General features: G+C 74.5%; 23 protein-coding genes. 13 read left to right on the top strand and 10 right to left on the bottom strand.

What is annotated here, in order from left to right:
• The first annotated feature begins 480 nt into the window (after positions 1-480).
• The 5 genes from CBZ_RS05985 (at position 481) to CBZ_RS06005 (ending at position 5,743) form a co-directional block, all read left to right on the top strand.
• A complete protein-coding gene (locus CBZ_RS05985; protein WP_130780672.1) occupies positions 481-1,275 on the top strand; it encodes a 3-ketoacyl-ACP reductase in 795 nt (264 codons plus the stop codon).
• A 76-nt stretch (positions 1,276-1,351) separates the two neighbouring features.
• Positions 1,352-3,607, top strand: coding sequence for an FAD-dependent oxidoreductase (locus CBZ_RS05990; protein WP_130780673.1), 2,256 nt, complete (start codon positions 1,352-1,354; stop codon positions 3,605-3,607).
• On the top strand, positions 3,607-4,815 hold the full coding sequence (locus CBZ_RS05995; RefSeq protein ID WP_130780674.1) for an SGNH/GDSL hydrolase family protein: 1,209 nt from the start codon (positions 3,607-3,609) through the stop codon (positions 4,813-4,815). Before CBZ_RS05990 ends, CBZ_RS05995 begins: the two co-directional genes overlap by 1 nt.
• An 80-nt stretch (positions 4,816-4,895) precedes the next feature.
• Positions 4,896-5,420 (top strand): SRPBCC family protein, encoded by a 525-nt coding sequence (locus CBZ_RS06000; protein ID WP_130780675.1) that lies wholly within the window; start codon positions 4,896-4,898, stop codon positions 5,418-5,420.
• Positions 5,417-5,743 (top strand): ArsR/SmtB family transcription factor, encoded by a 327-nt coding sequence (locus CBZ_RS06005; protein WP_130780676.1) that lies wholly within the window; start codon positions 5,417-5,419, stop codon positions 5,741-5,743. Before CBZ_RS06000 ends, CBZ_RS06005 begins: the two co-directional genes overlap by 4 nt.
• Positions 5,744-5,919: 176 nt before the next feature.
• On the opposite strand, the gene CBZ_RS06010 is transcribed toward CBZ_RS06005, so the two are convergent.
• The 4 genes from CBZ_RS06010 to CBZ_RS06025 form a co-directional block, all read right to left on the bottom strand.
• Positions 5,920-6,828: a sugar phosphate isomerase/epimerase family protein gene (locus CBZ_RS06010; protein ID WP_174768632.1), complete on the bottom strand. Its 909-nt coding sequence runs from the start codon at positions 6,826-6,828 to the stop codon at positions 5,920-5,922.
• Positions 6,829-6,893: 65 nt separating this feature from the next.
• A complete protein-coding gene (locus tag CBZ_RS06015; protein WP_130780677.1) occupies positions 6,894-8,057 on the bottom strand; it encodes a Gfo/Idh/MocA family protein in 1,164 nt (387 codons plus the stop codon).
• A gap of 312 nt (positions 8,058-8,369) precedes the next feature.
• Positions 8,370-9,869, bottom strand: a complete 1,500-nt coding sequence (locus tag CBZ_RS06020) for a mannitol dehydrogenase family protein (RefSeq protein ID WP_130780678.1) — start codon at positions 9,867-9,869, stop codon at positions 8,370-8,372.
• Positions 9,866-11,143, bottom strand: a complete 1,278-nt coding sequence (locus CBZ_RS06025) for a LacI family DNA-binding transcriptional regulator (RefSeq protein ID WP_246013091.1) — start codon at positions 11,141-11,143, stop codon at positions 9,866-9,868. The genes CBZ_RS06020 and CBZ_RS06025 overlap by 4 nt, the downstream gene beginning before the upstream one ends.
• Before the next feature lie 270 nt (positions 11,144-11,413).
• Between CBZ_RS06025 and uxaC the strand changes: the two genes are divergently transcribed.
• Genes uxaC through CBZ_RS06040 form a run of 3 tightly spaced genes read left to right on the top strand, consistent with a single transcriptional unit; the run spans position 11,414 to position 14,709 of the window.
• Positions 11,414-12,907 carry a glucuronate isomerase gene (uxaC, locus tag CBZ_RS06030; RefSeq protein WP_130780680.1) on the top strand — a complete coding sequence of 498 codons (1,494 nt, stop codon included), beginning with the start codon at positions 11,414-11,416 and terminating at the stop codon, positions 12,905-12,907.
• A complete protein-coding gene (gene eda, locus CBZ_RS06035; protein WP_130780681.1) occupies positions 12,904-13,548 on the top strand; it encodes a bifunctional 4-hydroxy-2-oxoglutarate aldolase/2-dehydro-3-deoxy-phosphogluconate aldolase in 645 nt (214 codons plus the stop codon). The genes uxaC and eda overlap by 4 nt, the downstream gene beginning before the upstream one ends.
• A gap of 57 nt (positions 13,549-13,605) precedes the next feature.
• Positions 13,606-14,709, top strand: coding sequence for a sugar kinase (locus CBZ_RS06040; RefSeq protein ID WP_130780682.1), 1,104 nt, complete (start codon positions 13,606-13,608; stop codon positions 14,707-14,709).
• A 262-nt stretch (positions 14,710-14,971) separates the two neighbouring features.
• Here the strand turns inward: CBZ_RS06040 and CBZ_RS06045 are convergent, their stop codons facing one another.
• Positions 14,972-15,958: a DUF5692 family protein gene (locus CBZ_RS06045; RefSeq protein WP_130780683.1), complete on the bottom strand. Its 987-nt coding sequence runs from the start codon at positions 15,956-15,958 to the stop codon at positions 14,972-14,974.
• A 200-nt stretch (positions 15,959-16,158) separates the two neighbouring features.
• On the opposite strand from CBZ_RS06045, the gene CBZ_RS06050 reads away from it, so the two are divergent.
• Positions 16,159-16,767 carry a TetR-like C-terminal domain-containing protein gene (locus tag CBZ_RS06050; RefSeq protein ID WP_130780684.1) on the top strand — a complete coding sequence of 203 codons (609 nt, stop codon included), beginning with the start codon at positions 16,159-16,161 and terminating at the stop codon, positions 16,765-16,767.
• On the opposite strand, the gene CBZ_RS06055 is transcribed toward CBZ_RS06050, so the two are convergent.
• A complete protein-coding gene (locus tag CBZ_RS06055; protein WP_130780685.1) occupies positions 16,760-18,346 on the bottom strand; it encodes a UxaA family hydrolase in 1,587 nt (528 codons plus the stop codon). The two genes, CBZ_RS06050 and CBZ_RS06055, sit on opposite strands and share 8 nt — an antisense overlap.
• Before the next feature lie 147 nt (positions 18,347-18,493).
• Between CBZ_RS06055 and CBZ_RS06060 the strand changes: the two genes are divergently transcribed.
• Complete coding sequence (locus CBZ_RS06060) at positions 18,494-19,516, top strand: LacI family DNA-binding transcriptional regulator (RefSeq protein WP_130780686.1); 1,023 nt, start codon at positions 18,494-18,496, stop codon at positions 19,514-19,516.
• Between the two features lie 48 nt (positions 19,517-19,564).
• On the opposite strand, the gene CBZ_RS06065 is transcribed toward CBZ_RS06060, so the two are convergent.
• The 3 genes from CBZ_RS06065 to CBZ_RS06075 all read right to left on the bottom strand — a co-directional run bounded on the left by CBZ_RS06065 (position 19,565) and on the right by CBZ_RS06075 (position 23,156).
• Positions 19,565-20,323 (bottom strand): FadR/GntR family transcriptional regulator, encoded by a 759-nt coding sequence (locus CBZ_RS06065; RefSeq protein WP_130780687.1) that lies wholly within the window; start codon positions 20,321-20,323, stop codon positions 19,565-19,567.
• A gap of 44 nt (positions 20,324-20,367) precedes the next feature.
• On the bottom strand, positions 20,368-21,237 hold the full coding sequence (locus CBZ_RS06070; RefSeq protein ID WP_130780688.1) for an amidohydrolase family protein: 870 nt from the start codon (positions 21,235-21,237) through the stop codon (positions 20,368-20,370).
• A gap of 131 nt (positions 21,238-21,368) precedes the next feature.
• On the bottom strand, positions 21,369-23,156 hold the full coding sequence (locus CBZ_RS06075) for a gamma-glutamyltransferase family protein (protein WP_246013093.1): 1,788 nt from the start codon (positions 23,154-23,156) through the stop codon (positions 21,369-21,371).
• 191 nt (positions 23,157-23,347) lie between these two features.
• Here CBZ_RS06075 and CBZ_RS06080 point away from each other — a divergent pair, with 191 nt between their 5' ends.
• Complete coding sequence (locus tag CBZ_RS06080; RefSeq protein WP_130780690.1) at positions 23,348-24,388, top strand: GGDEF domain-containing protein; 1,041 nt, start codon at positions 23,348-23,350, stop codon at positions 24,386-24,388.
• 90 nt (positions 24,389-24,478) lie between these two features.
• On the opposite strand, the gene CBZ_RS06085 is transcribed toward CBZ_RS06080, so the two are convergent.
• A complete protein-coding gene (locus CBZ_RS06085) occupies positions 24,479-24,943 on the bottom strand; it encodes a tRNA (cytidine(34)-2'-O)-methyltransferase (RefSeq protein WP_130780691.1) in 465 nt (154 codons plus the stop codon).
• Between the two features lie 104 nt (positions 24,944-25,047).
• Here CBZ_RS06085 and mgrA point away from each other — a divergent pair, with 104 nt between their 5' ends.
• Positions 25,048-26,085, top strand: a complete 1,038-nt coding sequence (gene mgrA / locus CBZ_RS06090; protein WP_130780692.1) for an L-glyceraldehyde 3-phosphate reductase — start codon at positions 25,048-25,050, stop codon at positions 26,083-26,085.
• Positions 26,082-26,897, top strand: coding sequence for an alpha/beta fold hydrolase (locus tag CBZ_RS06095; RefSeq protein ID WP_130780693.1), 816 nt, complete (start codon positions 26,082-26,084; stop codon positions 26,895-26,897). Before mgrA ends, CBZ_RS06095 begins: the two co-directional genes overlap by 4 nt.
• Positions 26,898-26,918 lie beyond the last annotated feature (21 nt).

A 26,918-nucleotide genomic window follows, 5' to 3' on the forward strand; every position in this document is an offset into this window, starting at 1 on the left:
CGGTGCGGGCGATGCTGACGAGCAGCAGCGACGGTGTCGCGACGGTGAACACGACGCGCGCGAGCACCGCGGGGGCGTGCGGGCCGAGCACGCGGAACCGGCCGAGGAGCCAGCCGGCGAGGACGACGGCGGTGAGGGTGCCGAGCGCGGTGAGGACGGCCCCCATCAGCGACCGCGGCGCTGGGGGGTGAGACGGGGCCGGCCGTCGGGCTGGGTGGCGCGGTGGGCGCTGCCGTCGGGCTGGGTGGTGCGGTGGGCGCTGCCGTCACGCGCGGTGGACGGGTGGGTCCTGCGGCCGGGAGCGGCCGCGGGGCAGCGGTCGTGGTGTGCGGCGTGGTGGTGCGGTTCGGGCACCGCGTCATCCTCCCACGACGGGCGGTCGCCGGAAAGCGCTTGCCTAGACCGTCGTCGGCGTGACACGATCGCCGTGGCGCGACCCCGCAGCGGGTCCGCCCACGCTCCGACCGAGGGAAGGCAACGATGCCGGCAGTCGCACTGGTGACCGGGGGGAACAGGGGCATCGGCCTCGGGATCACGCGGCGGCTGCTCGCCGACGGGTACGCCGTGTCGATCCTCGCGACGCGCGAGGAGCCCGCGGACGTCCTCGCCGAGCTGCGCGAGCTCGCCGGCGCCGACGACCGGGTCCGCTACGTGCGCGGCTCCGTCGCCGACCTCGACGACCACGCCCGCTACGTCGACGACGCCGTCGATGCCTGGGGCCGCCTCGACCTGCTCGTCAACAACGCGGGCGTCGCCCCGTCCGTCCGGGCCGACATCCTCGAGGCCGGCGCGGAGTCGTTCGACCGCGTGCTCGGCATCAACCTGCGCGGCCCGTACTTCCTCACCCAGACGTTCGCGAACCGCGTCCTCGCCCTGCGCGGCCCCCTCGACGCCCTCCCCGAGCCGCCCGCCGGTCCCGTCGCGACCGTCGTCAACGTGTCGTCGGTGTCCGCCGCGACCGTCTCGACGAACCGCGGCGACTACTGCGTCTCCAAGGCGGGCGTCGCGATGGCGACCCAGCTCTTCGCGGCGCGGCTCGCACCCGAGGGGATCGTCGTCTACGAGGTCCGTCCCGGCGTCATCGCGACCGACATGACCGCGGGCGTCTCCGCGAAGTACGACGCGCTGTTCGAGGGCGGGCTCGCGCCGATCGCGCGCTGGGGCCGTCCCGCCGACGTGGCCGGCGCGGTCGCGATCCTCGCGTCGGGCCAGACGCCGTACTCGACGGGCGAGATCTTCCACGTCGACGGCGGCATGCACATCCCGGTGCTCTGACCCCGCCCGACGGCCCGCACCCCCCGCACCCCGCACCAGCCCCGCCGACCCCCGGCGACGACGCACGAGGACGACGATGAGCGACACGACCGACGCCCCCACCGCCGACCGGCACGAGCCGCGGACCGTCCGGATCGGCGGCCACGACGTCCCCGTCGTCACCGCGCGCACCGTGGTCGTCGGCACCGGCTCCGCGGGCTTCAGCGCCGCCGACCGCCTGTGGGAGCTCGGCCACGACGACGTCGTCATGGTCGCCGACAAGGTCAACGCGGGCGCGTCGCGCAACGCGGGGTCGGACAAGCAGACGTACTACAAGCTCACGCTGTCGGGCGGCGACGGCGACTCGGTCCGGGAGATGGCCGAGACACTGTTCTCGGGCGGTGCCATGGACGGCGACAACGCCCTCGCGGAGGCGGCCCTGTCGGCACGCGGGTTCCTGCGCCTGTGCGACCTGGGCGTGCCGTTCCCGCAGAACCGCTTCGGGGAGTTCATCGGCTACAAGACGGACCACGACCCGCGTCGCCGTGCGACGTCCGTCGGGCCGTACACGAGCCGGTCGATGGTCGAGCAGCTCGAGAAGAAGGTGCACCGCAACGGCACGCGGATCTTCGACGAGTGCCGGGTCGTCGACGTCGTCGTGCGCCCCGTGGAGCCGGGTGCGTCGGCTGTCGGCGAGGGCGTCCCCGTCGACGACGGTGCGACCGCGGCCGAGCGGCAGACCGAGGTGGTCGGCCTGCTCGTCCTGCGTACCGACGTCCCGCACGACGGCGAGCGGTCGCCGTTCCTGCTGTTCCGCTGCACGAACATCGTCTACGCGACCGGCGGACCCGCGGGGATGTACGCGACGCGCGTCTTCCCGAACGGCCAGTGGGGCGCGTCGGGCGCGGCGTACCGGGCGGGCGTGCATGGCAAGAACCTCACCGAGTGGCAGTTCGGGCTCGCCTCGACCCACCCGCGCTGGAACGTGTCGGGCACGTACATGCAGGTCATCCCGCGGTTCGTGTCGACCGACGCCGACGGCGGCGACGAGCGCGAGTTCCTCACCGAGGCGATCGGCGACTACGGCCGCCTCATGTCGATGGTGTTCCTCAAGGGCTACCAGTGGCCGTTCGACATCCGCAAGGCGCTCGACGGCTCGTCGCTGGTCGACCTGCTCGTCTACCGGGAGACGGTGCTGCGCGGGCGGCGCGTGTTCCTCGACTTCCGCCGCAACCCCGTGCAGGACGAGTTCGACCCGTCGGCGCTGTCGCCCGAGGCGTACGAGTACCTCGACCGCGCGGGGGTGCTGTTCGGCACGCCCATCGAGCGCCTGCGCCGCATGAACGAGCCCGCCTACCAGTTCTACCTGCAGAAGAACCCGTACGTGGACCTCGAGAAGGACCTCCTCGAGGTCGGCGTCTGCGCGCAGCACAACAACGGCGGCCTCGTCGTCGACGCGTGGTGGCAGTCGAACGTCACCGGGTTCTTCCCCGTCGGCGAGGCGGGCGGCGCGCACGGCGTGTACCGGCCGGGCGGTGCCGCGCTCAACAGCGGGCAGGTCGGCGCGACGCGGGCGGCGCAGTTCATCGCGGCGCGCCGGTCGGTGGACCCGCTCGACGCCGACTCCTTCGCGGCGGCCGCCGCACCCGTCCTGGGCGGAGCCCTCGACCTCGTCGCGCGCGCGTCGGGCCGGGCCGCGTCCGGCGTGCCCGACAACACCGGCGACCTGCTGACCGCCGTCCAGGTGCTCATGAGCGCGAAGGCAGGTCCCGTCCGGTCCGCGGCGTCCATCCACGAGGCGCTCGTGCAGGTCCACACCTGGCTCTCGACGTACGACGACCTCGTCTCCGCCGACGCGTCCTCGCGCCGGTCCGTCAACCGCACGTTCCTCGTCCGCGACATCCTCACCAGCGCGTACGTGTACCTGTCGGCGATGGCCGACTACGTCGCGCACGGCGGCCGGTCGCGCGGGTCGGTCCTCTACAGCGACCCCGAGGGCGTCCTGCCTCGCGTGGGCTACGGCCCGTCCGCGGGCGACGAGCTCGACCTGCCCGACGTCTTCCGGTTCCGGCTGGACGGCGGTGCGCTGGACGACGTCGTGCAGGAGACGGGGTGGCTCGCGCCGGCGGCCGACGGTGCCGACGTGGCGGCGGGTGGTGCTGGTGCGGCTGCCGGTGCCGGTGTGTCCGACGGTGCCGGTGCGCTCGACTGGGTGCCCGTCGTCGAGCGCAAGGCCGACGACCCCGCCGGTGCCCCGGTCTTCCGGTGGCGCCCGCGGCGGCCCATCCCCGAGGACGACGACTTCTTCGAGAACGTCTGGCGGGAGTTCCGGGCCCACGGGAACGTCTTCTGATGACCGCACCGGCCGGGCAGGACCGCGGGGTCGACCTCCCGGTCGTCGTCCGGCTGCCCGACGACCGGGTCGAGGTCCGTGGCGCGTCGTGGCTCGAGCCGACCGACCGGGGGCTCCTGCCGCACCGGCTGCCCGCGTGGACGCGCGCGCAGTTCCCCGACCGGTTCGTCGCGCTGTGCGACGAGCAGCCCGCGGGGGTCCGGCTGCGCCTGCGGACCGCCGCGACCCGGCTGCGGCTGGTCGTCGACGTGCTGCGCGTGGCGGTCGACCCGCAGCCGCCGGGCGCCCCGCAGCCCTACGACGTCGTGGTCGACGGGGCGATCGTCGAGCAGCCCGCCGGTCACGGTGTCGCGGTCGGCGGTGGGGTCGTCGAGCTCGAGCCGCTGCACGGGACGACCGTCGAGCGGGCGGCGCCGGCGACGCACGTCGACCTGCTCCTGGGTGCTGTGGACGGCGACCGGGACGTCGAGGTGTGGCTGCCGTACGGGGAATCGACGAGGCTGGTCGCGGTGCAGGCCGACGCGCCGGTGCGGCCACCCACGCCGGCATCGGGACCGCGCTGGGTGCACCACGGGTCGTCGATCAGCCACGGCGCGGCCGCCGACCGGCCGACGGGGACCTGGCCCGTGGTCGCGGCACGGTCCGCCGGGCTCGACGTCGTGAACCTGGGGATGAGCGGCAACGCCGTGCTCGATCCTTTCGTCGCGCGGACGTTGCGGGACACGCCCGCCGACGTCGTGAGCGTCAAGCTCGGGATCAACGTCGTCAACCACGACGCGATGCGCCTGCGCGCTTTCCTGCCCGCGGTGCACGGCTTCCTCGACACGGTCCGCGAGGGGCACCCGACGACGCCGCTGGTCGTGGTGTCGCCGCTGCTGTGCCCGCTCGTCGAGGACTCGCCGGGGCCGACGTTCATCGACCCGGCGTCGCCGCCCGGGCGGCCGCGGTTCGCGACGCGGGGACGGCCGGAGGAGGTCGCGGACGGCAAGCTCGCCCTGGGTCTGATCCGGTCGGTGCTCGCGCACGTCGTCGAGCAGCGGCGCGCGGCGGGCGACGACGCGCTGCACCTGGTCGACGGTCGGGACCTGTACGGGTGGGCGGACTGGGAGGCGCTGCCGATGGCGGACCTGCTGCACCCGGACCCGCCCGCGCAGCGGCTCGTGGGGGAGCGGTTCGCGGAGGTCCTGCGGGGACTGCTCGACGCCTGAGTGCAACTCAGGGGTTGCTTTCTCGCTGGGGCTGGTGCAACTGTAGGGTTGCATCCGTCGTCCACCGGAAGGACAGCACCGTGAGCACCACCGAGCCGCAGCCCGTCGCCGTCGCCGACGTCGACACGTTCACCGTCACCCGCACCATCCACATCGACGCCCCGCGCGACCGCGTCTGGCTGGCCCTCACCCACGAGGACCACATCAGCAGCTGGTTCGGCGACACCGCCACCCTCCCCGACCGCCGCGTCGGCGGCGAGGGCGTCTTCGGGTGGGCCGACCACGGCGACATCCCCGTCCGCATCGAGGAGTACGACGAGCCCGCCGTGTTCGCCTACACCTGGGGCGCCGTCGGCCAGCCGCTGCTCCCCGAGAACTCCACCCTCGTCCGGTTCACGCTCGACGCCGACGGCGACGCCACCCGCCTCACCGTCGTCGAGACCGGCTTCGGCACCCTCACCGACCGGGACCCGCGCACCGAGCTCGACGAGCACCGCAAGGGGTGGACGTCCGAGCTCGACGAGCTCGTCGCGCACCTCGAGCGCGACCTCGACGGCGACCTCGGCCTCGACCGGGCCGCCGTCGGGACCGCGAGGCCCGCATGACCGTGACCGCCGCCGAGACGCTCGTGCCCGTGTTCGCCGCCCTCGCCGACGAGACCCGGTGGCGGGTCCTGTCGGAGCTTGGCCGCGGGGAGGCGTCGGCGTCCGCGCTCGCGGGCCGCCTGCCCGTCACCAGGCAGGCCATCGCCAAGCACCTCGCCGTGCTCGCCGAGGCCGGGCTCGTCGAACCCGTGCGCGTCGGGCGAGAGATCCGCTACCGGCCCCTCGGGTCCCGGCTCGACGAGACCGCCCGCGCGCTCGACGCCGTCGGTGCGGCGTGGGACCGCCGCCTCGCCGACATCAAGGCCGTCGCCGAGTCCCTCTGACTCGCACCGGTCGGTCACCCGCGGCGGGACGCACGACGGCGGTGCGCCGGGAGGGACCCCTCCCCCTGGCGCACCGCCGTCCTCGCCACGTCGCCCGGATCGGCGGACGACGCGACCCGCCCCCTGTCACCGTGCCCCCGCGCCGCCGCTCGCTCAGCCGCCGACGCGGTGCCTGCTCACAGGTGCGGTAGCACGTGCCGGACGTACCGCTCGGCCATCGTCGCGAGCGTCTCGTCGCCCGGCGCGGACCACACGTCCTCGTGGAAGATCTCGACCTCGACGTCGCCCGTGTACCCGGCGTCCCGCACCCAGCGGGTGATCGACGCGAAGTCCACGTACCCGTCGCCGACGTGCCCGCGCGACAGCAGCGGGTCGGCCGCGAGCGGCAGGATCCAGTCGCACACCTGGTAGCCCGCGATGCGTCCCGCGGCACCCGCCCGGGCGATCTGACGCTGGAGGTCCGGGTCCCACCAGACGTGGTACGTGTCGACCACGACGCCGACGACGTCCGACGGGAACGGCTCCGCGAGGTCGAGCGCCTGCCCGATCGTCGAGATCACCGCCCGGTCCGCCGCGAAGATCGGGTGCAGCGGCTCCAGGACGAGACGCACCCCGTGCCCGGCCGCGAACGGTGCGAGCTCGCCGATCCGGTCCGCGACCCGCTGCCGCGCCGCGACCAGGTCACGTGCGGGGTCGTCGGCGCCCTGGACCCGCACGCCTGCGCCCGACCGTGCCGGGTAGGGGAGCGCCGGGCCGCCCGGCCCGCTCGCCGCCGGCAGGCCGCCGACGACCATTACCAGCTCGTGCGTGCCCAGCGTCGCCGCCTCGACGATCGCGCGGCGGTTGTCGTCGAGCGCCGCCCGCGCCGCCGCGTCGTCGTCCGTCGTGAGGAACCCGCCCCGGCACAGCGACGACACGCGCAGTCCGGCGTCGGCGATGATCCGTGCCGCCTCGGGGACGCCGACCTCCTGCACGCGGTCGCGCCACGGCCCGATCGACGACAGCCCGGCCCGGACCGCCCCGTCGACCGCCTCGCGCAGCGTCCAGTGCTTCGTCGTCGCGGTGTTGAGCGACAGGCGCGACAGGTCGGCTCGCGCGCCCTCGTCTGCGGCAGGTTCCGCCTCGTCGCCCACCGTCGTGACCTCCGTCGTCACAGCGTGATCTCCGGCACCGGCAGACGACGCCCCTCCGCCGACGACTTCAGGCCGAGCTCCGCGAGCTGCACGCCGCGGGCCGCCGACAGCAGGTCGAACCGGTGCGTGCGCCCCGCCGCGACGTCGCGGAGGAACTCCTCCCACTGCAGCTTGAAGCCGTTGTCGAGGTCCGCGTTCGCGGGCACGTCCAGCCACTGCTCGCGGAACGGCTCCGTGACCGGCAGGTCCGGGTTCCACACCGGCTTGGGCGTGTGCGCGCGCTGCTGCGCGACGCAGTTGCGCAGGCCCGCGACCGCCGAGCCGTGCGTGCCGTCGACCTGGAACTCGACGAGCTCGTCGCGGAACACGCGGACCGTCCACGACGAGTTGATCTGCGCGATCACCGGGTCGCCGCCGGGCGTCTCGATCTCGAAGATGCCGTACGCCGCGTCGTCCGCCGTCGCCGCGTACTCCTTGCCCTGCTCGTCCCAGCGCGTCGGGATGTGCGTCACCGCCTGCGCGTTGACCGTCTTGACCTCGCCGAGGATGCCCTCGAGCACGTAGTTCCAGTGGCAGAACATGTCGACGACGATGCCGCCGCCGTCCTCCTTGCGGTAGTTCCAGCTCGGCCGCTGCGCCTCCTGGCCGTCGCCCTCGAACACCCAGTAGCCGAACTCGCCGCGCAGCGACAGGATCCGCCCGAAGAAGCCCTCGTCGACGAGCCGGCGCAGCTTGACCAGGCCCGGCAGGTACAGCTTGTCGTGCACGACCCCCGCGGTGACGCCCGTCGACTCCCGCAGGCGGGCGAGGTCGATCGCCTCCTCCAGCGTCTCCGCCGTGGGCTTCTCCGTGAAGATGTGCTTGCCGGCCTTCATCGCCGCGGTGAGCGCGGCGTAGCGGCGCGAGGTGACCTGCGCGTCGAAGTAGATGTCGACGGTCGGGTCGCCGATCACGGCGTCCGCGTCGGTCGTCCAGTGCTCGATGCCGTGCAGCTCCGCGAGCTCGCGCACCTTGTCGGCGTTGCGGCCGACCAGGATGGGCTCCACCTGCAGACGGGTCCCGTCCTCGAGCGTGACCCCGCCCTGGTCGCGGATCGGCAGGATCGAGCGGACGAGGTGCTGGCGGTAGCCCATGCGGCCGGTGATGCCGTTCATGGCGATGCGCAGGGTGCGGGACGTCATGTCTTCTCCGAGTGTCGTGACCGCGGTGTCGGTCGGAGGTGGAATGCGCTTTCCAGCGTAGCGCACGCGACGGCTCAGTCAAGAGGCGCCGCCGACTGAGGCGCCCGACAAGGGGTGCGACGACGGGGTGGGGTGCGACGACGGGGTGGCGTGCGACGACGCGGTGGGGTTGCGACGGAGACGCTGCCCCGGTGCGGTTCGGCGGTTCGGTCCGGCGCGGGATCGGCGGTCCGGTGCGGCGGCGTCGGACGCGCGACGGCGCGAGCGTGGTCCGGCTCGCGCAGGGGCACGCGCCGGGTGCCGCGACGGACGTCAGGCCGGGGCGAGCGTCCGCAGGTGCGCGCGGACCGCGTCGTGCAGCTCGGTCGACTGGCCCAGATCCGCACCGAAGACCTGCCGGACCGCGAGCAGCCGGGCGGTCAGCCCGTCCACGGGCCCGGCGGCGGCCTCGGCGAGGACGTCGGCCAGCGGGTCGTCGAGAGTGACGCGACGTCCGCCGACCTCCAGCCCTGTCTGGGTCGTGGCGTGCACGTACGACATCCACGCGGCGATGGAGGCGGCCGCGGCGTCCGGTACGGCGCCGGCGGCGATCCGGTCGCGGACCGTCCCGAGAAGCCGCTGCGGGAGCTTCGCGGACCCGTCCATGGCGACCTGCACGGTCGTGTGCCCGGTGTTGGGGTTGGCGAAGCGCGCGAGCACGTCGTCCCGGTACCCGGTCAGGTCGAGCCCGTCGGGCGCCGCGAGCGTCGGCAGGACGTCCTCGTCCACGAGCGCACGTGCGACGGCCTCGAGGTCCGGGTCGGCGACAGCCTGCGCGATCGTCGCGTACCCGCGCAGCGCCCCGAGGTAGGCGAGCGTCGAGTGGGACGCGTTGAGCACGCGCAGCTTCGCGCGCTCGAAGGGGGCGACGTCGGACGTCAGCGTCGCGCCTGCCAGCTCCCACGGCGGGCGTGGCCCGGCGAACCGGTCCTCGACGACCCACTGCGTGAAGGGCTCCCCGACGACGAGGCCCTCGTCGTCGAGCCCGAGCAGACGGGCCGCCTCGTCGCGGTGGGCGGGGGTCGTCGCGGGCACGATCCGGTCGACCATCGTCGACGGGAACGCCACGGACGCCTCGACCCACGCCGCGAGCCGCTCGGCGCCCGGCACCGAGCCGAGCAGGTCGCGGACGAGCGACTCCACGACCGTGCCGTTGTCGGCGAGGTTGTCGCAGCACACGACCGTGATCGGGCCGACGTCGGCCCGGTGTCGCTGCGCGAGGCCGCGGACGAGCAGCCCGATCGGGGACCGTGCGGGATCGCTCGCGACGTCGCCGCGCAGCTCCGCGGTCAGCGCCGCGACGTCGGCCGCGAGGTCGGGGTCGGCCAGGTCGGGCCGACCGTCGCCCCGCCGCCGGTAGCCCTTCTCCGTGACCGTGAGCGTCACGACGTGCGTCGTCGGTGCGGCGATCGTCGCGAGCACGCGACCGGTCGCCGTCCCCGGGAACGCCACGTCGCGCAGCGACCCGACGACCCGCAGCGAGGTCTCAGACGTGCCCTTGGTCAGGACGCCGTAGAGGCCGTCCTGCGGGGCGAGCTGCTCGGCGACGCGGGCGCTGCGCTGCGTGACCCCGAGGATGCCCCACGACGACGAGCCGGCGGCCGCAGCCGCGTCCTCCGTGTAGACCGCCTGGTGCGCCCGGTGGAACGCCCCCAGCCCCAGGTGGACGAGGCCGACCGTGGTGCCCGCCGGGTCGACGGCCGGGCCGCGGACGTCGGCGTGACCGCCCAGGTCGACACCGGCGAGAGTCGTGCGGGACAGGCGAGGCGTCATCGGTCGCTCTCCGAGGTCGGTCGGGCAGGGGCTGTGGTCGTCGACGCGCGCACGACGAGCTCGACGCGCAGGCGAACCGCCGCGGGAGTCGGCCCGCCGGACCCGGCGGCCGCGGCCGGCGCGACCGCGAGCTCGTGATGCGTGCTCGTCGCGCCTGACGACGTCGCCACGCCGGACGAGCTCGTCTCGCCGGAAGAACTCGCCGCGCCTGACGACGTCGCCACGCCGGTCGCCGTCGTCTCGGCGGGCCAACTCGCCTCGCCGGGCGCCCCGGTCTCGCCGGACGCGCTCGTCTCGCCCGCCTCTCTCATCCCGCCCGACGCCCCCTCTGCACGGCCGGTGACGGCCGCGGCGATCGCCCGCTCCGCGGCGGAGTCGCGTCGTCCGCCCAGCCCGCTGCTCACCAGAAGGTCGACCGCCTCCCGGCCGAGCCGCGCGAGCGGGACGGTCACGGTCGTCAGCGAGGGGGAGACGAGCGTCGCTGCGGGGATGTCGTCGTAACCGACCACGGACACGTCGTCGGGCACCCGGATCCCCCGCGCCTGCAGGCGGCTGAGGATTCCGAGCGCGACGAGGTCGTTGTGCGCCAGCACGGCCGTCGCGCCGCTGGCGGCGACCAGGTCGGCGGCGGCGACGCCGCCCGCGAACACCGGTGCGAAGTGACCCAGGTCGACGACCTCGACCTGGCGCAGGCCGTGGGACGGGTGCTGCAGGCCGATCCGGCGTCGCCCGTCCGACCACGAGTCGGCCGGGCCGCCCGCGTAGGCGATCCTCCGGTGCCCGAGCGCGTGCAGGTGCGTGACGGCCTGCCGGACGCCGTCGGCGTTGTCGATGACCACCGACGGAAGGGTGCCGTGCTGGCGGTTCACGAGGACGAGCGGGACCTCCTCCGACAGGTGGTCCAGGTCCTCGTCGGACATCCGCGGCGAGCAGAGGACGGCGCCGTCGACCTGGCTGCCCAGGTGCGCGACCAGCTCCGACTCCATGCGGGGGTCCTCCTCGGCGTCGGCGACGAAGACCGCGTAGCCGAGCGTGCGCGCACGGGCCTGGACGCCCTTGGCGACGGCCGCGAAGAACGGGTTCTCGAGGTCCGGCACGACCAGGCAGAGGTTGCCGGTGCGGCCCGTGATGAGCTCGCGCGCGGCGCGGTTGGGTCGGTAGCCGAGCTCGCGGGCGACCCGCTGGACCTGCTCGCGCCGCAGGGGGGCCACGAGGTCGGGGGCGCTGAGCGCGCGGGAGGCCGTCGCGGGGGAGACGCCCGCGGCGCGCGCCACGTCGCGCAGTGTCACCACCACGTGCCCGCCTCCACCCCTCGTCGGTCCGTCGCGGGCCGTCGACCCTGCGTGCGGGCCGGTCGGACCGCGATGAATGCGATTTCAGCACGACGTGCCGTCGGACCACAAGCCCTGGTCCGCCACCCGAGAAGTCCGGTCCGGACCCTTGCCTCGGAGGTGTCCCTGCTGCTTGGGTAGGCGATGAAACCGATTGCAGCCCGCTTCATCCTCGACCTCGAGGTCCGGTGGGCACGACAGGGAGGTCGCCCGATGGCGCACGCCGCCTGGACGCTGCACCCCGACCGCGCGCTGCCCAGCGACCCGACGATCCGGCCCCTGGCCCGGGAGATCCTCGACCAGACGCGCGGGCTGCCCATCGTCTCGATGCACGGGCACGTCGACGCCGGCTTGCTGGCGCGCGACGAGCCCTTCCCCGACCCGGCGACGCTGCTCGTGGTCCCCGACCACTACCTGGTGCGCATGCTCGTGTCCCAGGGCGTCCCGCACGACGCGCTGGGCGTGCCGCGCCGCGACGGCGTCCCCGTCGAGACCGACCCGCGGGAGATCTGGCGCACGTTCGCCTCGCGCTGGCACCTCTTCCGGGGGACACCGACGCGGTACTGGATGGAGCACGTGCTCGTCGAGGTCCTCGGAGTCGAGGAGAAGCCGTCCGCGGCGTCCGCGGACCGGGTCTACGACCACCTCGTCGACCGCCTGGCGCAAGAGGCCTACCGCCCCCGCGCGCTGTTCGAGCGGTTCGACATCGAGATCCTCGCGACGACCGACGCGGCCACGTCGACGCTGCCCGACCACGCGGCGCTCGCGGCCGAGGGATGGGGCGAGCGCGTCGTGCCGACGTTCCGCCCCGACGCGCTGCTCCACGTCGACCGGCCCACGTGGCGCGACGACGTGGTGCTGCTCGGAGAGGTCACGGGGTCGTCGATCCACGGGTACCGGGACCTCGTCGCCGCTCTGGAGGAGCGGCGGCGCGTCTTCGTCCGTGCCGGCGCCCGCGCGACCGACCACGGCCACGTCGCCGCGGACGCGACGCCGCTGAGCGACTCGGTCGCGGAGCGCATCGTCGCCGACGCCCTGCGGGGATCCGTCCGACCCGAGGACGCCGAGGCGTTCGCGGGGCACATGCTCTTCGAGATGGCCCGCATGTCGACCGAGGACGGGCTCGTCATGCAGCTCCACCCGGGTGTCCTGCGCGACCACGACCCGGGCGTGCTCGCGGCGCGTGGGCCGGACGTCGGGTACGACATCCCGCTGCCCACGGAGTACGTCCGCGCGCTGCGTCCGGTGCTCGAGACGTTCGGGCACCACCCGAACCTGCGTCTGGTGCTGTTCACAGTCGACGAGGACACGTTCAGTCGTGAGCTGGCGCCGCTCGCCGGCGTCTACCCGGCGGTCAGGCTCGGAGCGCCGTGGTGGTTCCTCGACACGCCTGACGGCATGCGGCGCTACCGCGAGGCCGTGACGGACACCGCCGGCTTCTACAACACCACCGGGTTCGTCGACGACACGCGCGCGTTCTGCTCGATCCCCGCCCGGCACGACCTGGCACGCCGGGTCGACGCGGGGTTCCTCGCCCGGCTCGTGGCGGAGCACCGTCTCGACCTCGACGAGGCGGTCGAGACCGCGGTGGACCTGGCCTACCGCCTGCCGCGCGAGGCGTATGCTGCTCCACGTACGGGAAACGCTTTCCAGAACGAGCTCGAGTCCGACCGGGCCACCTCCACCGTTGCGAAGGAGCACGTGTGAGCGACACCGACATCCTCGACCGCCTGGCGGCGCACCGACTCGTGCCTGTCGTCGTCCTCGACGACGCCGCGCACGCCGACCCTCTCGCGAAGGCGCTCGTCGCCGGGGGCCTGCCCGTCGCCGAGGTGACGTTCCGGACCGCCGCGGCACCGGACGCGATCCGCGCGATGAGCGCGCGCGGCGACATCCTCGTCGGCGCCGGGACCGTCCTGACCCCCGCCCAGGTCGACCAGGCGGTCGCCGCCGGCGCCAGCTACGTCGTGTCGCCCGGGACCAGCCGAGCAGTCGTCGAGCGGTGCCAGGAGCACGGCATCCTCGCCCTCCCGGGGGCGGTCACGGCCTCCGAGGTCATGGCGGCGCTCGAGCTCGGGCTGACGACGGTGAAGTTCTTCCCGGCGGGGACGTCGGGCGGTGCAGCCGCCGTCGCCGCGCTCGCCGCGCCGTTCGTGGGCGTCGGGTTCGTGCCGACCGGCGGCATCGGCCCGGGCAACCTCGCCGAGTACCTGGCGCTGGCCTCGGTCCGCGCGGTCGGGGGCTCGTGGATGGTGCCGCGCGACCTGGTCAACGCGGGCGACCTCGACGGCATCCGCACGCTGACCGCGGCCGCCGTCGCGCTCGCGACCGGCGGCCCGACCGCCTGACACGGCGCACGTCCCTCGCACGACCCACCGGACCGCACGAACCGTAGGAGCAGACCGATGTCCGACCTGGTGATCCGACCGGCGAACGAGACCCGATACGACGCCGTCTCCCTCGGCGAGGTCATGCTGCGCCTCGACCCGGGCGAGGGGCGGATCCGCACGAGCCGCTCGTTCCGCGTGTGGGAGGGCGGTGGCGAGTACAACGTGGCGCGCGGCCTGCGCCGGGCGTTCGGGCTGCGCACCGCCGTCGTCACGGCCCTGGCCGACAACGAGGTGGGCCGGCTCGTCGAGGACTGCATCCTCGCGGGCGGCGTGGACACCGACCTCATCCGCTGGCTGCCGTACGACGGCGTCGGCCGGTCCGTCCGCAACGGCCTGAACTTCACCGAGCGCGGCTTCGGCGTCCGCGGCGCCGTCGGTGTGAGCGACCGCGGGCACACCGCCGCGTCCCAGCTCGCGCCCGGCGACGTCGACTGGGAGCACCTGTTCGGCGAGCTCGGCGTCCGCTGGTTCCACACGGGCGGGATCTTCGCGGCGCTCTCGGACAGCGCGGCCGAGACCGTCATCGAGGCCGTCACGGTCGCCCACAAGCACGGGACGGTCGTGTCGTACGACCTCAACTACCGGCCGAGCCTGTGGAAGGCCATCGGCGGCCAGGCGCGCGCGCAGGAGGTCAACCGCGCCATCGCTCCGCACATCGACGTGATGATCGGCAACGAGGAGGACTTCACGGCCTCCCTCGGCTTCGAGGTCGAGGGCGTCGACGAGAACCTCAGCGAGCTCGAGATCGGGTCGTTCGCCGCCATGATCGACCGGGTCGCCGAGGCGTACCCGAACTTCCAGGTGATCGCGACGACGCTCCGGACGGTGCGCAGCGCGACGGTCAACGACTGGGGCGCGCTGGCGTGGTCGCGGGGGACGGGCGTCGTCCGGGCGACGCACCGGGAGCGGCTCGAGATCCTCGACCGTGTGGGAGGCGGCGACTCGTTCGCGTCGGGGCTGGCGTACGGCCTCATCGCCGGGGAGGGGCTCGCGACGGCCGTCGAGTACGGCGCCGCGCACGGGGCCCTCGCCATGACGACGCCCGGCGACACGACGATGGTGACGAAGGCGGAGGTCCTCAAGCTCGCCGGCGGCGGCGGCGCCCGCGTCGACCGCTGAGCCGCGTCGACGGCGGAGCCACGACTGAGGCACGTCGACGGCTGAGCCGCGTGGTCCGTTGGGTCGCCAGGTCACAGGAGCCGACGAACCGCTGAGACGCCTCGACGCCGGGGCCGAGCATCAGGTGCTCGACCCCGGCGTGGGCCGTCCCGTCGTCCGGGGAGGCGCGGGACGTGTCCGGTGCTCCGCGGGTCCGGGGGGTGCCGCGGGACCGGTGTCGGTCGTGCCGCCGCGGAGCCCGAGGACGCCGCGGCGGCGGCGGTCAGACCGCGGCGACGGACCGGTCGGTCGGGGTCGAGCTCGCAGTGGCCGGACCGGTGGTCGCGTCGAGCGCCACGTTGGCGTCGCGGACCTCGCGGTACGGACGCAGGTGCGTGAACAGCTCGTCGCGCAGCGGGTTGCGGCGGCGGGTGACGATGACGCGCACCTGGTAGACGGCGACGGCGACGTTCGCGGCGAGGGACAGGGCCGACACGACGAACAGGGCGGTCGGGTCGTGCGACGAGTCCACCGCGAACGGCGACGAGCTGACGAATGTCGGGAACGCCATCGTGAACATCATCCACAGCGCGAGGGTGTGCGCGCGGTGCTGCAGCCAGGCGCCCTTCTTGAGGAAGAACGCGGGGATGGTGCACGAGATCAGCAGGGCCGCACCGGCGTAGAACGCGTGGTCGCCGACGCAGTTGTAGACGTAGGCGAAGTTCCACAGGTCGTACGCGATGATCCAGAACCACAGCATGTCGGGCCAGATCATGTCCTTCGAGCGGTCGCGCGACACGATGATCCCGGCCCACCCGCAGATGGTGAGGATGTTGAGGATCCCGGCGATGCCGTTCATGTAGTTCCAGGCGCCGCCGACCATGAACACGCCGTCGTGCAGGCCCTGCAGCCCGGCGACCTGGAAGTCGCGGGCGACGGCCTCGCCGATGTTGATCGCGAGGATCAGCGCGGGGAACATCAGCATCCACTTGTTGCGCGACAGCCGCGGGACGTACCGCAGCGCCATGAAGCCGAGGCAGCCGGCGAGCGCCGAGTAGACCTTGACCCAGTGGAACCAGGTCCCCGTCGAGGAGCCGGCGGCGGCGGTCGTCGGCCAGACGAACACCGTGAGGACGAGCGGCAGCGCCACGAAGAAGCCGAGCCCGGCCCACTTCCAGCGCCGGGTGACCTCGTTGAGGGCGATGAGGGCGACGAGGACGACGCACCACATCACCCACGAGTGCCACGGGATCGAGTCGAACAGGAACATCGGACCTCCTCGTCCACGGCCCGCGGCGTGTGTGCCTCCGGGGTCTTCGACGCTAGGAAGGCGGCGCGGTCGGGGCACTGGACAGGGGGCGGGATGTGTCCAGCCGACGGCGCCCGGGACCGCCCCGCGGCGGCGGACGCGGCCGTCGTCGGGACCTTCGGCCCACCAAGTCCGGGGCGTGGACGGCCGTAGCGTGAAGGATGCGCGAGTCGAGGGGTCCGGGTGCCGTGGTGCGGCGGACCGACGCGCGCGACGCCCTTGCTGCGGCGCTCAAGCGTCGGCTGACGACGGAGCCCCTCGCGCGGGTCACGGTCACCCAGCTCACGCGCGACTGCGGTCTGACGCGGCAGGCGTTCTACTACCACTTCCGCGACGTGCAGGACCTCGCGGTGTGGGTGTTCGAGTCGGAGGTCGCGGAGCAGGTCCGGGTGTCGGCCTGCCAGGACGCGTGGGCCGACGGGCTGGTGCGGCTGCTGCTGTACCTGCGGGACAACCGGTCGTCGACGGTCGCGGTCCTCGACGGGCTCGGGCGGGCGGGCCTCGAGCGGTTCCTGTTCCGGCAGATGCGGCCCGTGACGGAGGCCGTCGTGGCGGAGGTCGGGGGTGGCGGGCCCGCGAGCCCGCACGACCGCGCGCTCGTCGTGGACTTCTACACCTCGGCCGTGCTGGCGGTGGTGCTGCGGTGGGTCGCCGACGACATGGCCGCCGAGCCGTACCGCCTGGTCGGGGACGTCGAGCTCATGCTGCACGGCGCGGTGCGCGAGTCGGTCGCGCGGCTCGACGCCCGCCGCGTGACGCCCGTCAGGTGACCGCGCCGAGCTGCCAGGGGACGAACTCGTCGGCGCCGAGGTCGAGCTCCTCGGAGACGGTCTGCCGCCCGGATGCGACCTCGACGACCAGGTCGAACAGCTCCTCGCCGACGGACGCGACGGTCGCGGTGCCGTCGACGATCCGCCCGGCGTTGAGGTCCATGTCCTCGCGCATCCGCAGGTAGGTGGCGGTGTTGGTCGACACCTTGATGGACGGCGTGGGCTTGCAGCCGAGGACGGAGCCGCGCCCGGTGGTGAAGACGACGACCGTCGCGCCGCCGGCGACGATGCCGGTGACGGAGACGGGGTCGTAGCCGGGGGTGTCCATGAAGGTGAACCCGCGCGTGCGGACGGGTTCGGCGTACTCGTAGACGGCGGTGAGCTCGGCGGTGCCACCCTTCGCGACGGCGCCGAGCGACTTCTCGAGGATCGTCGTCAGGCCCCCGGCCTTGTTGCCGGGCGAGGGGTTGTTGTCGAGGGTGCCGCCGCCGGCGGCGGTGTACTGCTTCCACCAGTCGATGCGGTCGAGGAGCTTCTGCCCGACGTCGGGCGACACGGCGCGGCGCAGCAGCAGGTGCTCGGCGCCGAACACCTCGGGGGTCTCGGCGAGGATCGACGTGCCGCCGCGGGCGACGAGCAGGTCGGACGCGTGGCCGAGGGCGGGGTTCGCGGTGATGCCGGAGTACCCGTCGGAGCCGCCGCAGTTGAGGCCGAGGACGAGCTCGGAGACGGGCTGAGGCGTGCGGCGCAGCGCGTCGACGGCGGGCAGCATCTCCTCGATGGCGGCGACGCCGGCGCGGACCGTGGCGCGGATGCCGCCGTTGTCCTGGATGACGAGGGTGCGCACGGGCTTGTCGGCGGGCAGGTCGAGGCCGTCGAGGAGCGACTGGGCGGGCAGCATCTCGCAGCCGAGGCCGAGGACGAGCAGCGCGGCGATGTTCGGGTGGTCGGCGTACCCGCGCAGGGTCCGCAGGGTGATCTGGGCGCCCTCGGATGTCGGGACGAGGCCGCACCCGGTGTCGTGCGTGAGGGCGACGACGCCGTCGACGTGCGGGAACGCGTCGAGCGCGCGGCCGCGGAACTGGTCGGCGACGAGCCGTGCGGTCGACGCGGAGCAGTTGACGGACGTGACGATGCCGACGTAGTTGCGCGTGCCGACGCGCCCGTCGGCGCGCAGGTAGCCGTCGAACGTGCGCTCGGGCCCGGTGGGTGCCGGGAGCGTGACGCGGGCCGTCCCGACCTCGTAGGCGCGGTCGGCGTCGTCCATGCCGAGGTTGTGCGTGTGGACGTGGTCGCCGACGGCGATCGCGGTGGTCGCGCGCCCGATGGACTGCCCGTACTTGCGGACCTGCTCGCCGGCGGCGACGGGCCGCAGCGCGAGCTTGTGCCCGCGGGGGACGCTCTGCCGCACGACGAGCGTGCCGTCGTGGTCGCCCGCGCCGGGGGCGTCGTCGTGGCCGCCGCCGGGGAACCCGGTGAGCACGGTGCCGTCCTGCAGGTCGCGCGTCGCGACCCCGACGTGGTCGTCGGGGCGGAGCACGAGCACGCAGTCGGCGAGGTCGGTAGTGGCCGTCTTCATCGAGAGCCCTTCGGGAGACTGGACGCTCAGGATACCGCTTTCCCGACGCCGGGAGCAGGGCTCCGGCCACACACGCGCGACACGCGTCGCACCTGTGACAGGGCGCTGTGCCACCGCTGTGCCACCCCGAACCCCTACCCTTCGACCATGGCAGGTTCCGTGACCCTGAGCGACGTCGCCCGTGAGGCCGGCGTCTCCCTCGCGACCGCGTCGCGGGCGATCAACGGCAGCGCGAACCGGACCGTCAGGGCGGACCTGCGCGACCGTGTCCTCGCCGCCGCCGCGAAGCTCCGCTACACCCCCGACGCGAACGCGCAGGCCATGGCGCGGGGCCGCACGACGTCGCTCGGCCTGGTCGTGCACGACATCGCCGACCCGTACTTCTCCTCGATCGCCGCGGGCGTCACGCGCGCCGCCGACCGGGCGGGTCTCCAGGTCACGCTCGCCAGCACCCAGCACGACCCCAGCCGTGAGGCCGGGCTCGTCGACCTGCTCAAGCGCCAGCGCGCCCGCGCGATCGTCATCGCCGGTGGCCGCCTCGACGACCCGTCGACGACCGACGAGCTGCGCGACGCCCTCGCGGACTACAAGGCGGTCGGCGGCTCCGCGGCCCTCATCGGGCAGCCGGTGCTCGGCGTCGACTCGGTCGTCGTCGCGAACGCGCAGGGCGCCGCCGACCTGGCACGTGCGCTGCACGAGCGCGGCTACCGGAAGTTCGCGATCCTCGCCGGGCCTGAGGGGCACCTCACGGCGCGCGAGCGGCGCGAGGCGTTCGTCGCCGCGCTCGCCGAGCTCGGCACCGAGGTCCCCGACGACGCGGTCGTCACGAGCGCGTTCACGCACGAGGGCGGCGAGGACGCGATGCGCGCGCTGCTGCGCTCCGGCCCGCTGCCCGACGTGGTGTGGGCGGTCAACGACGTCATGGCGCTCGGCGCGCTCGCAGCCGCCCGTGACGTCGGCGTCGAGGTCCCGCGCGACGTCGCGCTCGCCGGGTTCGACGACATCTCGACCCTGCGGGACGTCGTCCCGCCGCTGACGACGGTCCGGATCCCGCTCGTCGACATCGGCATCGCGGCGACCGAGCTCGCGCTCGCAGAGCCGTCGGACGAGCCGCGCCTCACGCACGTGCCGACACAGGTCGTGCTGCGCGACTCGACGCCGCAGCGCTGACCCGGACGCGGCAGCGCTGACCCGACGACCGACGGCCCGCTCGGCGGGCTAGGACGGCGCGCCGACCTCGACGACCTCGTCGCCGTCGCCGACCCGCGGGTCCCCGACGCGCGCGTCGCCGTCCTCGCCCGCGTCCGCCGCGCTCTCCGCGTCCTCGAGCCCCAGCAGGTGCGTCGCCATCCGCAGCCGCGCCCGGTCGGGGTCGCGTGCGACGAGCGCGGCGAGGATCGCCTCGTGCTCGACGAACGTGCGGTCCTCGAGCCCGTCGTCGTGCTCGGACGCGCGGATGCGGCGGCGTGAGGTCCGTCCGGCGATGCCGTCGATGAGCGCCGCGAGGACGGAGTTGCCGGACGCGCGCGCGATGACGGAGTGGAACGCGACGTCGGCGTCGGCGAGCCGCTCGTGGTCGACGGGCACGACGGAGATGGCGCACGCGGCCTCGGCGAGCGCGGCGCGCGCGGCCTGCACGTCGGTCTCGTCGATGCGGAGGGCCGCGAGCCCGGCGGCCTCCGTCTCGAGCAGGCGGCGGACGGCGTGGAACTCGGCGTCGTGCTGCAGGTCGGCGACGAACGAGACGGGCGCGAGGAGCCGCGCGGGGTCGAGGGTCGTGACGTAGGTGCCGTCGCCGTGCCGGGAGTCGAGGATGCCGAGCGTGCCGAGCGCGCGCACGCCCTCGCGCAGCGAGCCGCGGGAGACGCCGAGCGTGCCGGCGAGGTCCTTCTCGGCGGGCAGCCGGTCGCCGGGCCCGAGCAGGCCGTCCAGGATCATCTGCTTGATGCCGTCGACGACATCCTCGGAGCGGGACACGTCCAGCAGTATTCCGTGCGGCGGCGCGCTGCGGGCGCGGTCCGTCAGAGGTCGTCGAGCGGGAGCCCGTAGACGCGGTTCGCGGTGCCGCCGAGGACGAGGGCGCGCGCGTCCTGCGGGAGCTGGTCGACGGTGCTGCGCAGTCCGTGCCAGACACGCCCGTAGCAGTCGCCGTCGACGGTCGCGGACGGCCAGTCGCTGCCGAGCATGAGCCGGTCGGGCCCGAACAGCTCGAGGGCGCGGTCGACCGCGGGCTGCAGGTGGTCGGGGGTCCAGCCGGGTCCGGCGGCACCGGCGAGGCCGGAGACCTTCGCGACGACGTTGGGGGCCTGCGCGACGGCGCCGAGCATCGCGGACCAGTGCGTCCACGCGTCGCGGTCGCCGTTCCGCAGGGCGGCGAGCGGGGGTGCGCCGAGGTGCTGGAGGACGAATGTGAGCTTGGGGTGCTGCTCGGCGAGCGTCGCGACGTGCGCGAGCAGCGTCGGGGTGTGCGCGGGGAGGTCGAGCGTGAGACGCCGCTCGGCGAGCAGGTGGAGCGACTCGTCGACGGTCGGCTGCAGCAGCCAGTCGGGGTCCGGCTCGTCGTGCACGCGGTGCCCGACGCCGACGACGGGCTCCATGCGCCAGGCGTCGAGCTGGGCGGCGGCGTCGTCGGGCTGCGTGAGCGGCACCCAGGCGACGACGCCGGCGACCCGCGGGCACGACAGGGCCTGGAACAGCATGAGCTCGGAGTCGGCGCGGTTGTCGGCGGCCTGGACGAGGACGACCTTCGCGACGCCCTCGTCGAGGAGCTGGCACTCGACGTCGGGGACCCGGAACGGGCGCTCGATCGCCGCGAGGTCCCGCGTCATCCAGGGGTAGTGGACGGCGTCCGGGTTCCACACCTGAAGATGGGCATCCACGACATCGTGCATGGCTCGGACGCTAGCAGTGGTCGAACCTCTGGGAACCGGAGGGCTGGTGTTCCTCATCGAACCCTCATGAACTGCCCGTTCGGCGGGCAACTCATCGGACGACTTCGCCGCCGACGAGCCCCCGTGGGACGTCAGCGGCCGACGGCGTACCCCTGCATGCCGCGCGGGTTCGCGGCGGCCACGAGGAACCCGTCGGGACGCAGCCCGGCGGCGCTGATCCGGCCGAGCGACCACGGGCCGGCATCCTGCACGGCGTGCCCGCGCGCGGCGAGGCCGTCGAGCACGGCCGAACCGAGCCTGGACTCCGCGACGAGCCCCCGCGGCACGTGCGAGCGCGGGTAGAACGACTCGGGCACGTGCGTCGAGTGCCACGACGGCGCGTCGATCGCCGCCTGCAGGTCGAGGCCGCCGAGCAGGTGCCGCAGCAGGAACGGCACGGTCCACTGGTCCTGCTGGTCGCCGCCGGGCGTGCCGAACGCGAAGCCCGTGCCGTCGTCGGCGAGCACGAGCCCCGGGCTCAGGGTGGTCCGCGGGCGTCGGCCCGGGACGAGCGAGCCGGGCAGGCCGGGCTCGAGCCAGAACATCTGCGCGCGCGTCGGCAGCGGGAAGCCGAGGCCGGGGACGACCGGGCTGGACTGCAGCCAGCCGCCCGACGGCGTCGCCGACACCCGGTTGCCCCACCGGTCGACGACGTCGACGTGGCAGGTGTCGCCGGGGGACAGGCCGATGGTCGACCCGGTCGGCTCCCCGACGCCCGCGCCGCCGTCGACGGGGCGCGCGGCCCGGCGCACGACCTCCGGCACGACGGGGTCGCGCCCGTCGGGACGGCCCGGGCGCAGGCCGTCGGACGCGTCCGGTCCGACGAGCCGCGCACGCTCCGCCGCGTACGCGGACGACAGGAGGGTGTCGAGCGGGACGTCGGGCACGTCGCCGTACCACGCCTCGCGGTCGGCGAACGCGAGCTTCGCGACCTCGACGACGGTGTGCACGAGCTCGGTGAGCGCGCCGTCCGCGCGCCCCTCCGACGAGCCGTCGCGCGGGCCGAGCGTGTCCCGGACCAGGTCCTCCACGCCCAGCGCGTCGAGGACCGCGAGCTGCTGCAGCAGGACCGGACCCTGCCCCCACGCGGCGGTCTTGTGCACCGTGCGGCCCGCGAACCGCAGGGTGGTCGTCGGCTCCTCGGTCGCCCGCCACGACGCGAGGTCGTCGGCCGTGAGGAACCCGGTGTGCGCGCGGCCGGACGAGTCGACGACGGGCGTCCCGCGGACGAACGCGTCGACCGCCTCGGCGACGAACCCCTCGTAGAACGCGCGTCGCGCAGCCTCGATCTGCGTGTCCCGGTCGGGTCCGGCGGCGCGTGCCTCGGCGAGCAGCCGCTCGAACGTCGCGGCGAGCGCCGGGTTCGTGAAGCGCGCCCCGCCCGCGGGGACGCTCCCGCCCGGCAGCCAGACCTCCGCCGACGTCGGCCAGTGCGCCGCGAGCATGTCCTGCACGGTCGCGATGGTCCGGGCCGCGGACGGCAGGAGCGGGAAGCCGTCGCGCGCGTACGCCGCGGCGGGGGCGAGGACGTCGTCGAGCGTCATCGTCCCGTAGCGCGCGAGCAGGTCGAGCCACGCCCCGAACGCGCCGGGCACGACCGCCGCGAGGTGGCCGGTGCCGGGCACGAGGTCGAGGCCGAGGTCGCGGTAGGCGTCGACCGTCGCACCCGCCGGCGCGGTGCCCTGCCCGCACACGACGAACGTGTGCCCGTCGGACGCCCGGTGGCCGATGATCGGCGCGTCGCCGCCCGGCCCGCACAGGTGCGGCTCGACGACGCTGACGACGAACCCCGCGGCGACCGCCGCGTCGAACGCGTTGCCGCCCGCCTCCAGGACGCGCATCCCGACGCCGCTCGCGAGCCAGTGCGTCGAGGCGACCATGCCGAAGGTGCCGGTGAGCTCGGGGCGCGTCGTGAACACCCGCCGATCCTCTCCCACCCGGTGCGGGCGGCGCGCGGCGCCGGCCCAGGTCACCCCGCGCGGATGAATGCTCCGCGAGACGACGGCGAACGTTCGGTGAACGTCGGTCGACGTGTCCGATCTGCCCGCTGACCTGCACAGATGATCTCCCGGTGGACGACGACCTGACCCTCCTCGCCGACCGGCTCTCGCACGCCGTCGGCGACTACCGCACGACCGCCGCGACGACCGTCGCCGAGCTCGCGCACGCCGTCGACGTCATCGACGCCGACCTGCCGATGGCGCGTCTCGACGTGCTGTTCCGCTCCCCGCACGTGGCGACGGTCGCGGTGCGGGACGTCGAGGACCACGGCCGCCTGGGCCTCGTCACGCGCACCCGGTACACCGCCGCGATGACGGGTCGCCTCGGCTTCGGCCGTGCCGTGCACGCACGCCGGACCACGGGCGACATCGCCGACTGGGCGCCGCTCGTGACGACGCCCGACGCACCGGTCTCCGAGATCGCGGTGAAGGCCATGGAGCGCCACGGCGAGCGCCGCTACGACGACGTGCTCGTCGCGGGCGCCGTGTGGGGCGTCGCGAGCACCGCCGACCTGGTCCACTCGCTGTCCACGCAGCTCGCGGTCCGCTCCCTGCACGACCCGCTCACCGGTCTGGAGCACCGCTCGATGCTGCACCACCGGCTCGCGCAGCGGTGCGCCGACGAGTGGGGCACGACCGCGCGCGTCGCCCTGCTGCTGCTCGACGTCCGCGACTTCCGCGGCCTCAACGTGCGCCGCGGGCACGCGTTCGGCGACGTCGTCCTGGCCGCCCTCGGCGCACGCCTGCGCGCGGTCGCACCCGTCCGGACCGACGTCGCCCGGACCGGCGGCGACGAGCTCGCGCTCGTCGCGACGCTGCACGTCCGGGACGACGACCACGCCGCCGAGGTGGCCGAGGGGCTGCGCGCGCAGGTCGTCGAGCGCCTCGCCGCCGCCGCGCAGGGCGTCGACCCGGCGGACTGGCCCGCCCTGCACTCGGTCGCCGTGTGCTCGGGGCCCGGGTCGGGCACGCCCGACGAGCTGCTGCGCGACGCCCAGCGCCGCCTGGGCGAGACCAAGTCCGCGTGGCGCCGCCGCGCGGTCCTCGACCTGCCCGAGGTCCGCTCCCTGCTGGGCCACCCGGACGACGCGGTCGAGGTCGTCGACCTCTGACGTCGGCCCGGTCGGTGACGGACACGGCGGCCGGCTGTCTCCGGGTCGCCGGGAGGGGTCCGGTCGGACGCCTGCCGCGGCGCGCGGCGGTCAGGCGCCGCCCGGGAAGCCGAGCTGGCGCCACGCCTCGTACGTCGCGACGGCGGCGGCGTTCGAGAGGTTCATCGAGCGGCGGCCGGGCAGCATCGGGATGCGGACCTGCTGCGTCACGCGCGGGTGGTCCAGGACGTCGGCGGGCAGGCCCGTCGGCTCGGGGCCGAACAGCAGTGCGTCGCCGTCGCGGTAGGCGATCTCCGCGAAGGACGTCGTCGCCTGCGTCGTGAACGCCCACACGCGGGCGTCGGGCAGCGCGGCGAGGAGCGCGTCGAACGAGGGGTGCACGACGACGTGCGCGAGGTCGTGGTAGTCCAGACCCGCCCGCTTGAGCCGCGCCTCCGACAGGTCGAAGCCGAGCGGCTCGACGAGGTGCAGCGTCGCACCGGTGCCCGCGGCCATGCGGATCGCGTTGCCGGTGTTCCCGGGGATGCGGGGCTCGAAGAACACGACGTGCAGCACGGGCCGATCCTAGGCGGGCGGTCGGTTGGAACGATTCGATCGCGCGCGCCCCGGCCGGATACCGTGAGGGTGCACTCCGTTCACCGCCGAGAGGACGCCCCGCGATGCCCACCGAGCCCGTGTTCCGCGCCGCCGACGAGCGCTACGACACGATGACCTACCGCCGGACCGGGCGCAGCGGCCTCGACCTGCCCGCGCTGTCCCTCGGCCTGTGGCACAACTTCGGCGACACCACACCGCTGGAGACGCAGCGCGCCGTCCTGCGCCGCGCGTTCGACCTGGGCATCACGCACTTCGACCTCGCGAACAACTACGGCCCTCCGTACGGCTCCGCCGAGGCGAACTTCGGCCGGGTGCTCGGCCGCGACCTCAAGCCGTACCGCGACGAGCTCGTCATCTCCTCCAAGGCCGGCTACGACATGTGGCCCGGCCCCTACGGCGACGGCGGCTCGCGCAAGTACCTGCTGGCCTCGCTCGACCAGTCGCTCGCGCGGATCGGCGTCGACTACGTGGACGTCTTCTACTCGCACCGCCCCGACCCGAGCGTCCCGCTCGAGGAGACGATGGGTGCCCTGCACACCGCCGTGACCAGCGGCCGGGCGCTCTACGCGGGCATCTCGAACTACTCGCCGTCGCAGACCCGGGAGGCGCACCGCGTCCTCGCCGACCTCGGCACGCCGCTGCTCATCCACCAGCCGTCGTACTCGATGTTCAACCGGCACGTCGAGAACGTCGCCGACGGCCAGACCGAGTCGCTGCTCGACGTCGTCGGGGACCTCGGGATCGGCACGATCGTCTTCTCGCCGCTCGCGCAGGGCCTGCTCACCGGCCGGTACCTGTCCGGCGACGTGCCGTCCGACTCGCGCGCCGCGGTCGGCCACTTCCTCAAGCCGTCGGCCCTCTCGGAGACGTACCTGACGCGCGCACGGGCCCTGAACGAGATCGCCGCCGGACGCGGCCAGTCGCTCGCGCAGCTCGCGCTGTCGTGGGTGCTGCGGGACGAGCGCATCACGTCCGCGCTGGTCGGGGCGTCGTCCGTCGCGCAGCTCGAGGACAACGTCGCCGCCCTGTCCGCCGCGCCGCTGACGGCCGACGAGATCGCCGCCATCGAGCCGCACGCCGTCGACGGCACCGGTCGGTGAGCACCCCGCTCGTCCTCCTGCACGGCCTGACCGACTCCGGCGACTGCTGGCCCGGGGTCGTCGCGCACGTCCGCGACCGCCAGGTGCTGACCCCGTCGGCCCTCGGGCACGGCGACCGGCCGCTGCCCGAGCGGTTCGCGATCAGCGTGCTCGGGGCGGACACCGTGGCGACGATGCGCCGCGAGCTCGACCGGCCCGCGGTCGTCGTGGGGCACTCGATGGGCGGCCTCATGACGCAGGAGGTCGCGCTCACCGCGCCCGACCTGGTCGCGGCCGTCGTGCTCGTCGACCCCGCCTGGGTCGGCACCGACCACGCCCCGGACTGGCTCGCCGGCACCGTCGCGTCGCGCAGCACCCCGGTCGAGGAGCTCGTCGCGCGCTCGCGGGTCGACGAGCCGGGCTGGCCCGAGGACGAGCGTGCCCCCTGGGCCGCCGCGCGCGGCCGGCTGCACCCCCGGCTGGCCGAGGTGCCGCACGCGTGGGCCGAGCGCGACTGGCCGGAGGCCGTCGGGGAGATCGTGGCGCTCGGCATCCCCGTCACGCTCGTCACGGGCGACCCGGCGCGCACGATCGTCGGCCCGGCCCTCGTGGGGCGGGCGCTCGCCGCGGCGACGGCGGACGGTGAGCCGGTCGCGCCCGCTGCGGACGGTGAGCCCGCCGGTGACCCCGGACGCCGTGCCGCCCGGCTGACCGTGGTGAACCTGCCCGGCACCGGCCACAGCATCCACCGCGACGCCCGCGCGGCCTTCCTGACGACCCTCGACCAGACCCTCGCGACCGCCGACGCCTCCCGAGCCGCGACCCCGTCCTGACGCCCGCATCACGCCGGCCCG

The sequence above is a fragment of the Cellulomonas biazotea genome (assembly GCF_004306155.1).
Lineage (GTDB): Bacteria > Actinomycetota > Actinomycetes > Actinomycetales > Cellulomonadaceae > Cellulomonas > Cellulomonas biazotea.

Coding starts and splice junctions, on each gene's coding strand:
- CBZ_RS05985 (WP_130780672.1), top strand. CDS start 481: ATGCCGGCAGTCGCACTGGTGACCGGGGGGAACAGGGGCATCGGCCTC.
- CBZ_RS05990 (WP_130780673.1), top strand. CDS start 1,352: ATGAGCGACACGACCGACGCCCCCACCGCCGACCGGCACGAGCCGCGG.
- CBZ_RS05995 (WP_130780674.1), top strand. CDS start 3,607: ATGACCGCACCGGCCGGGCAGGACCGCGGGGTCGACCTCCCGGTCGTC.
- CBZ_RS06005 (WP_130780676.1), top strand. CDS start 5,417: ATGACCGTGACCGCCGCCGAGACGCTCGTGCCCGTGTTCGCCGCCCTC.
- CBZ_RS06015 (WP_130780677.1), bottom strand. CDS start 8,057: ATGACGTCCCGCACCCTGCGCATCGCCATGAACGGCATCACCGGCCGC.
- CBZ_RS06020 (WP_130780678.1), bottom strand. CDS start 9,869: ATGACGCCTCGCCTGTCCCGCACGACTCTCGCCGGTGTCGACCTGGGC.
- uxaC (WP_130780680.1), top strand. CDS start 11,414: ATGGCGCACGCCGCCTGGACGCTGCACCCCGACCGCGCGCTGCCCAGC.
- CBZ_RS06040 (WP_130780682.1), top strand. CDS start 13,606: ATGTCCGACCTGGTGATCCGACCGGCGAACGAGACCCGATACGACGCC.
- CBZ_RS06045 (WP_130780683.1), bottom strand. CDS start 15,958: ATGTTCCTGTTCGACTCGATCCCGTGGCACTCGTGGGTGATGTGGTGC.
- CBZ_RS06050 (WP_130780684.1), top strand. CDS start 16,159: ATGCGCGAGTCGAGGGGTCCGGGTGCCGTGGTGCGGCGGACCGACGCG.
- CBZ_RS06055 (WP_130780685.1), bottom strand. CDS start 18,346: ATGAAGACGGCCACTACCGACCTCGCCGACTGCGTGCTCGTGCTCCGC.
- CBZ_RS06060 (WP_130780686.1), top strand. CDS start 18,494: ATGGCAGGTTCCGTGACCCTGAGCGACGTCGCCCGTGAGGCCGGCGTC.
- CBZ_RS06070 (WP_130780688.1), bottom strand. CDS start 21,237: ATGCACGATGTCGTGGATGCCCATCTTCAGGTGTGGAACCCGGACGCC.
- CBZ_RS06075 (WP_246013093.1), bottom strand. CDS start 23,156: ATGGTCGCCTCGACGCACTGGCTCGCGAGCGGCGTCGGGATGCGCGTC.
- mgrA (WP_130780692.1), top strand. CDS start 25,048: ATGCCCACCGAGCCCGTGTTCCGCGCCGCCGACGAGCGCTACGACACG.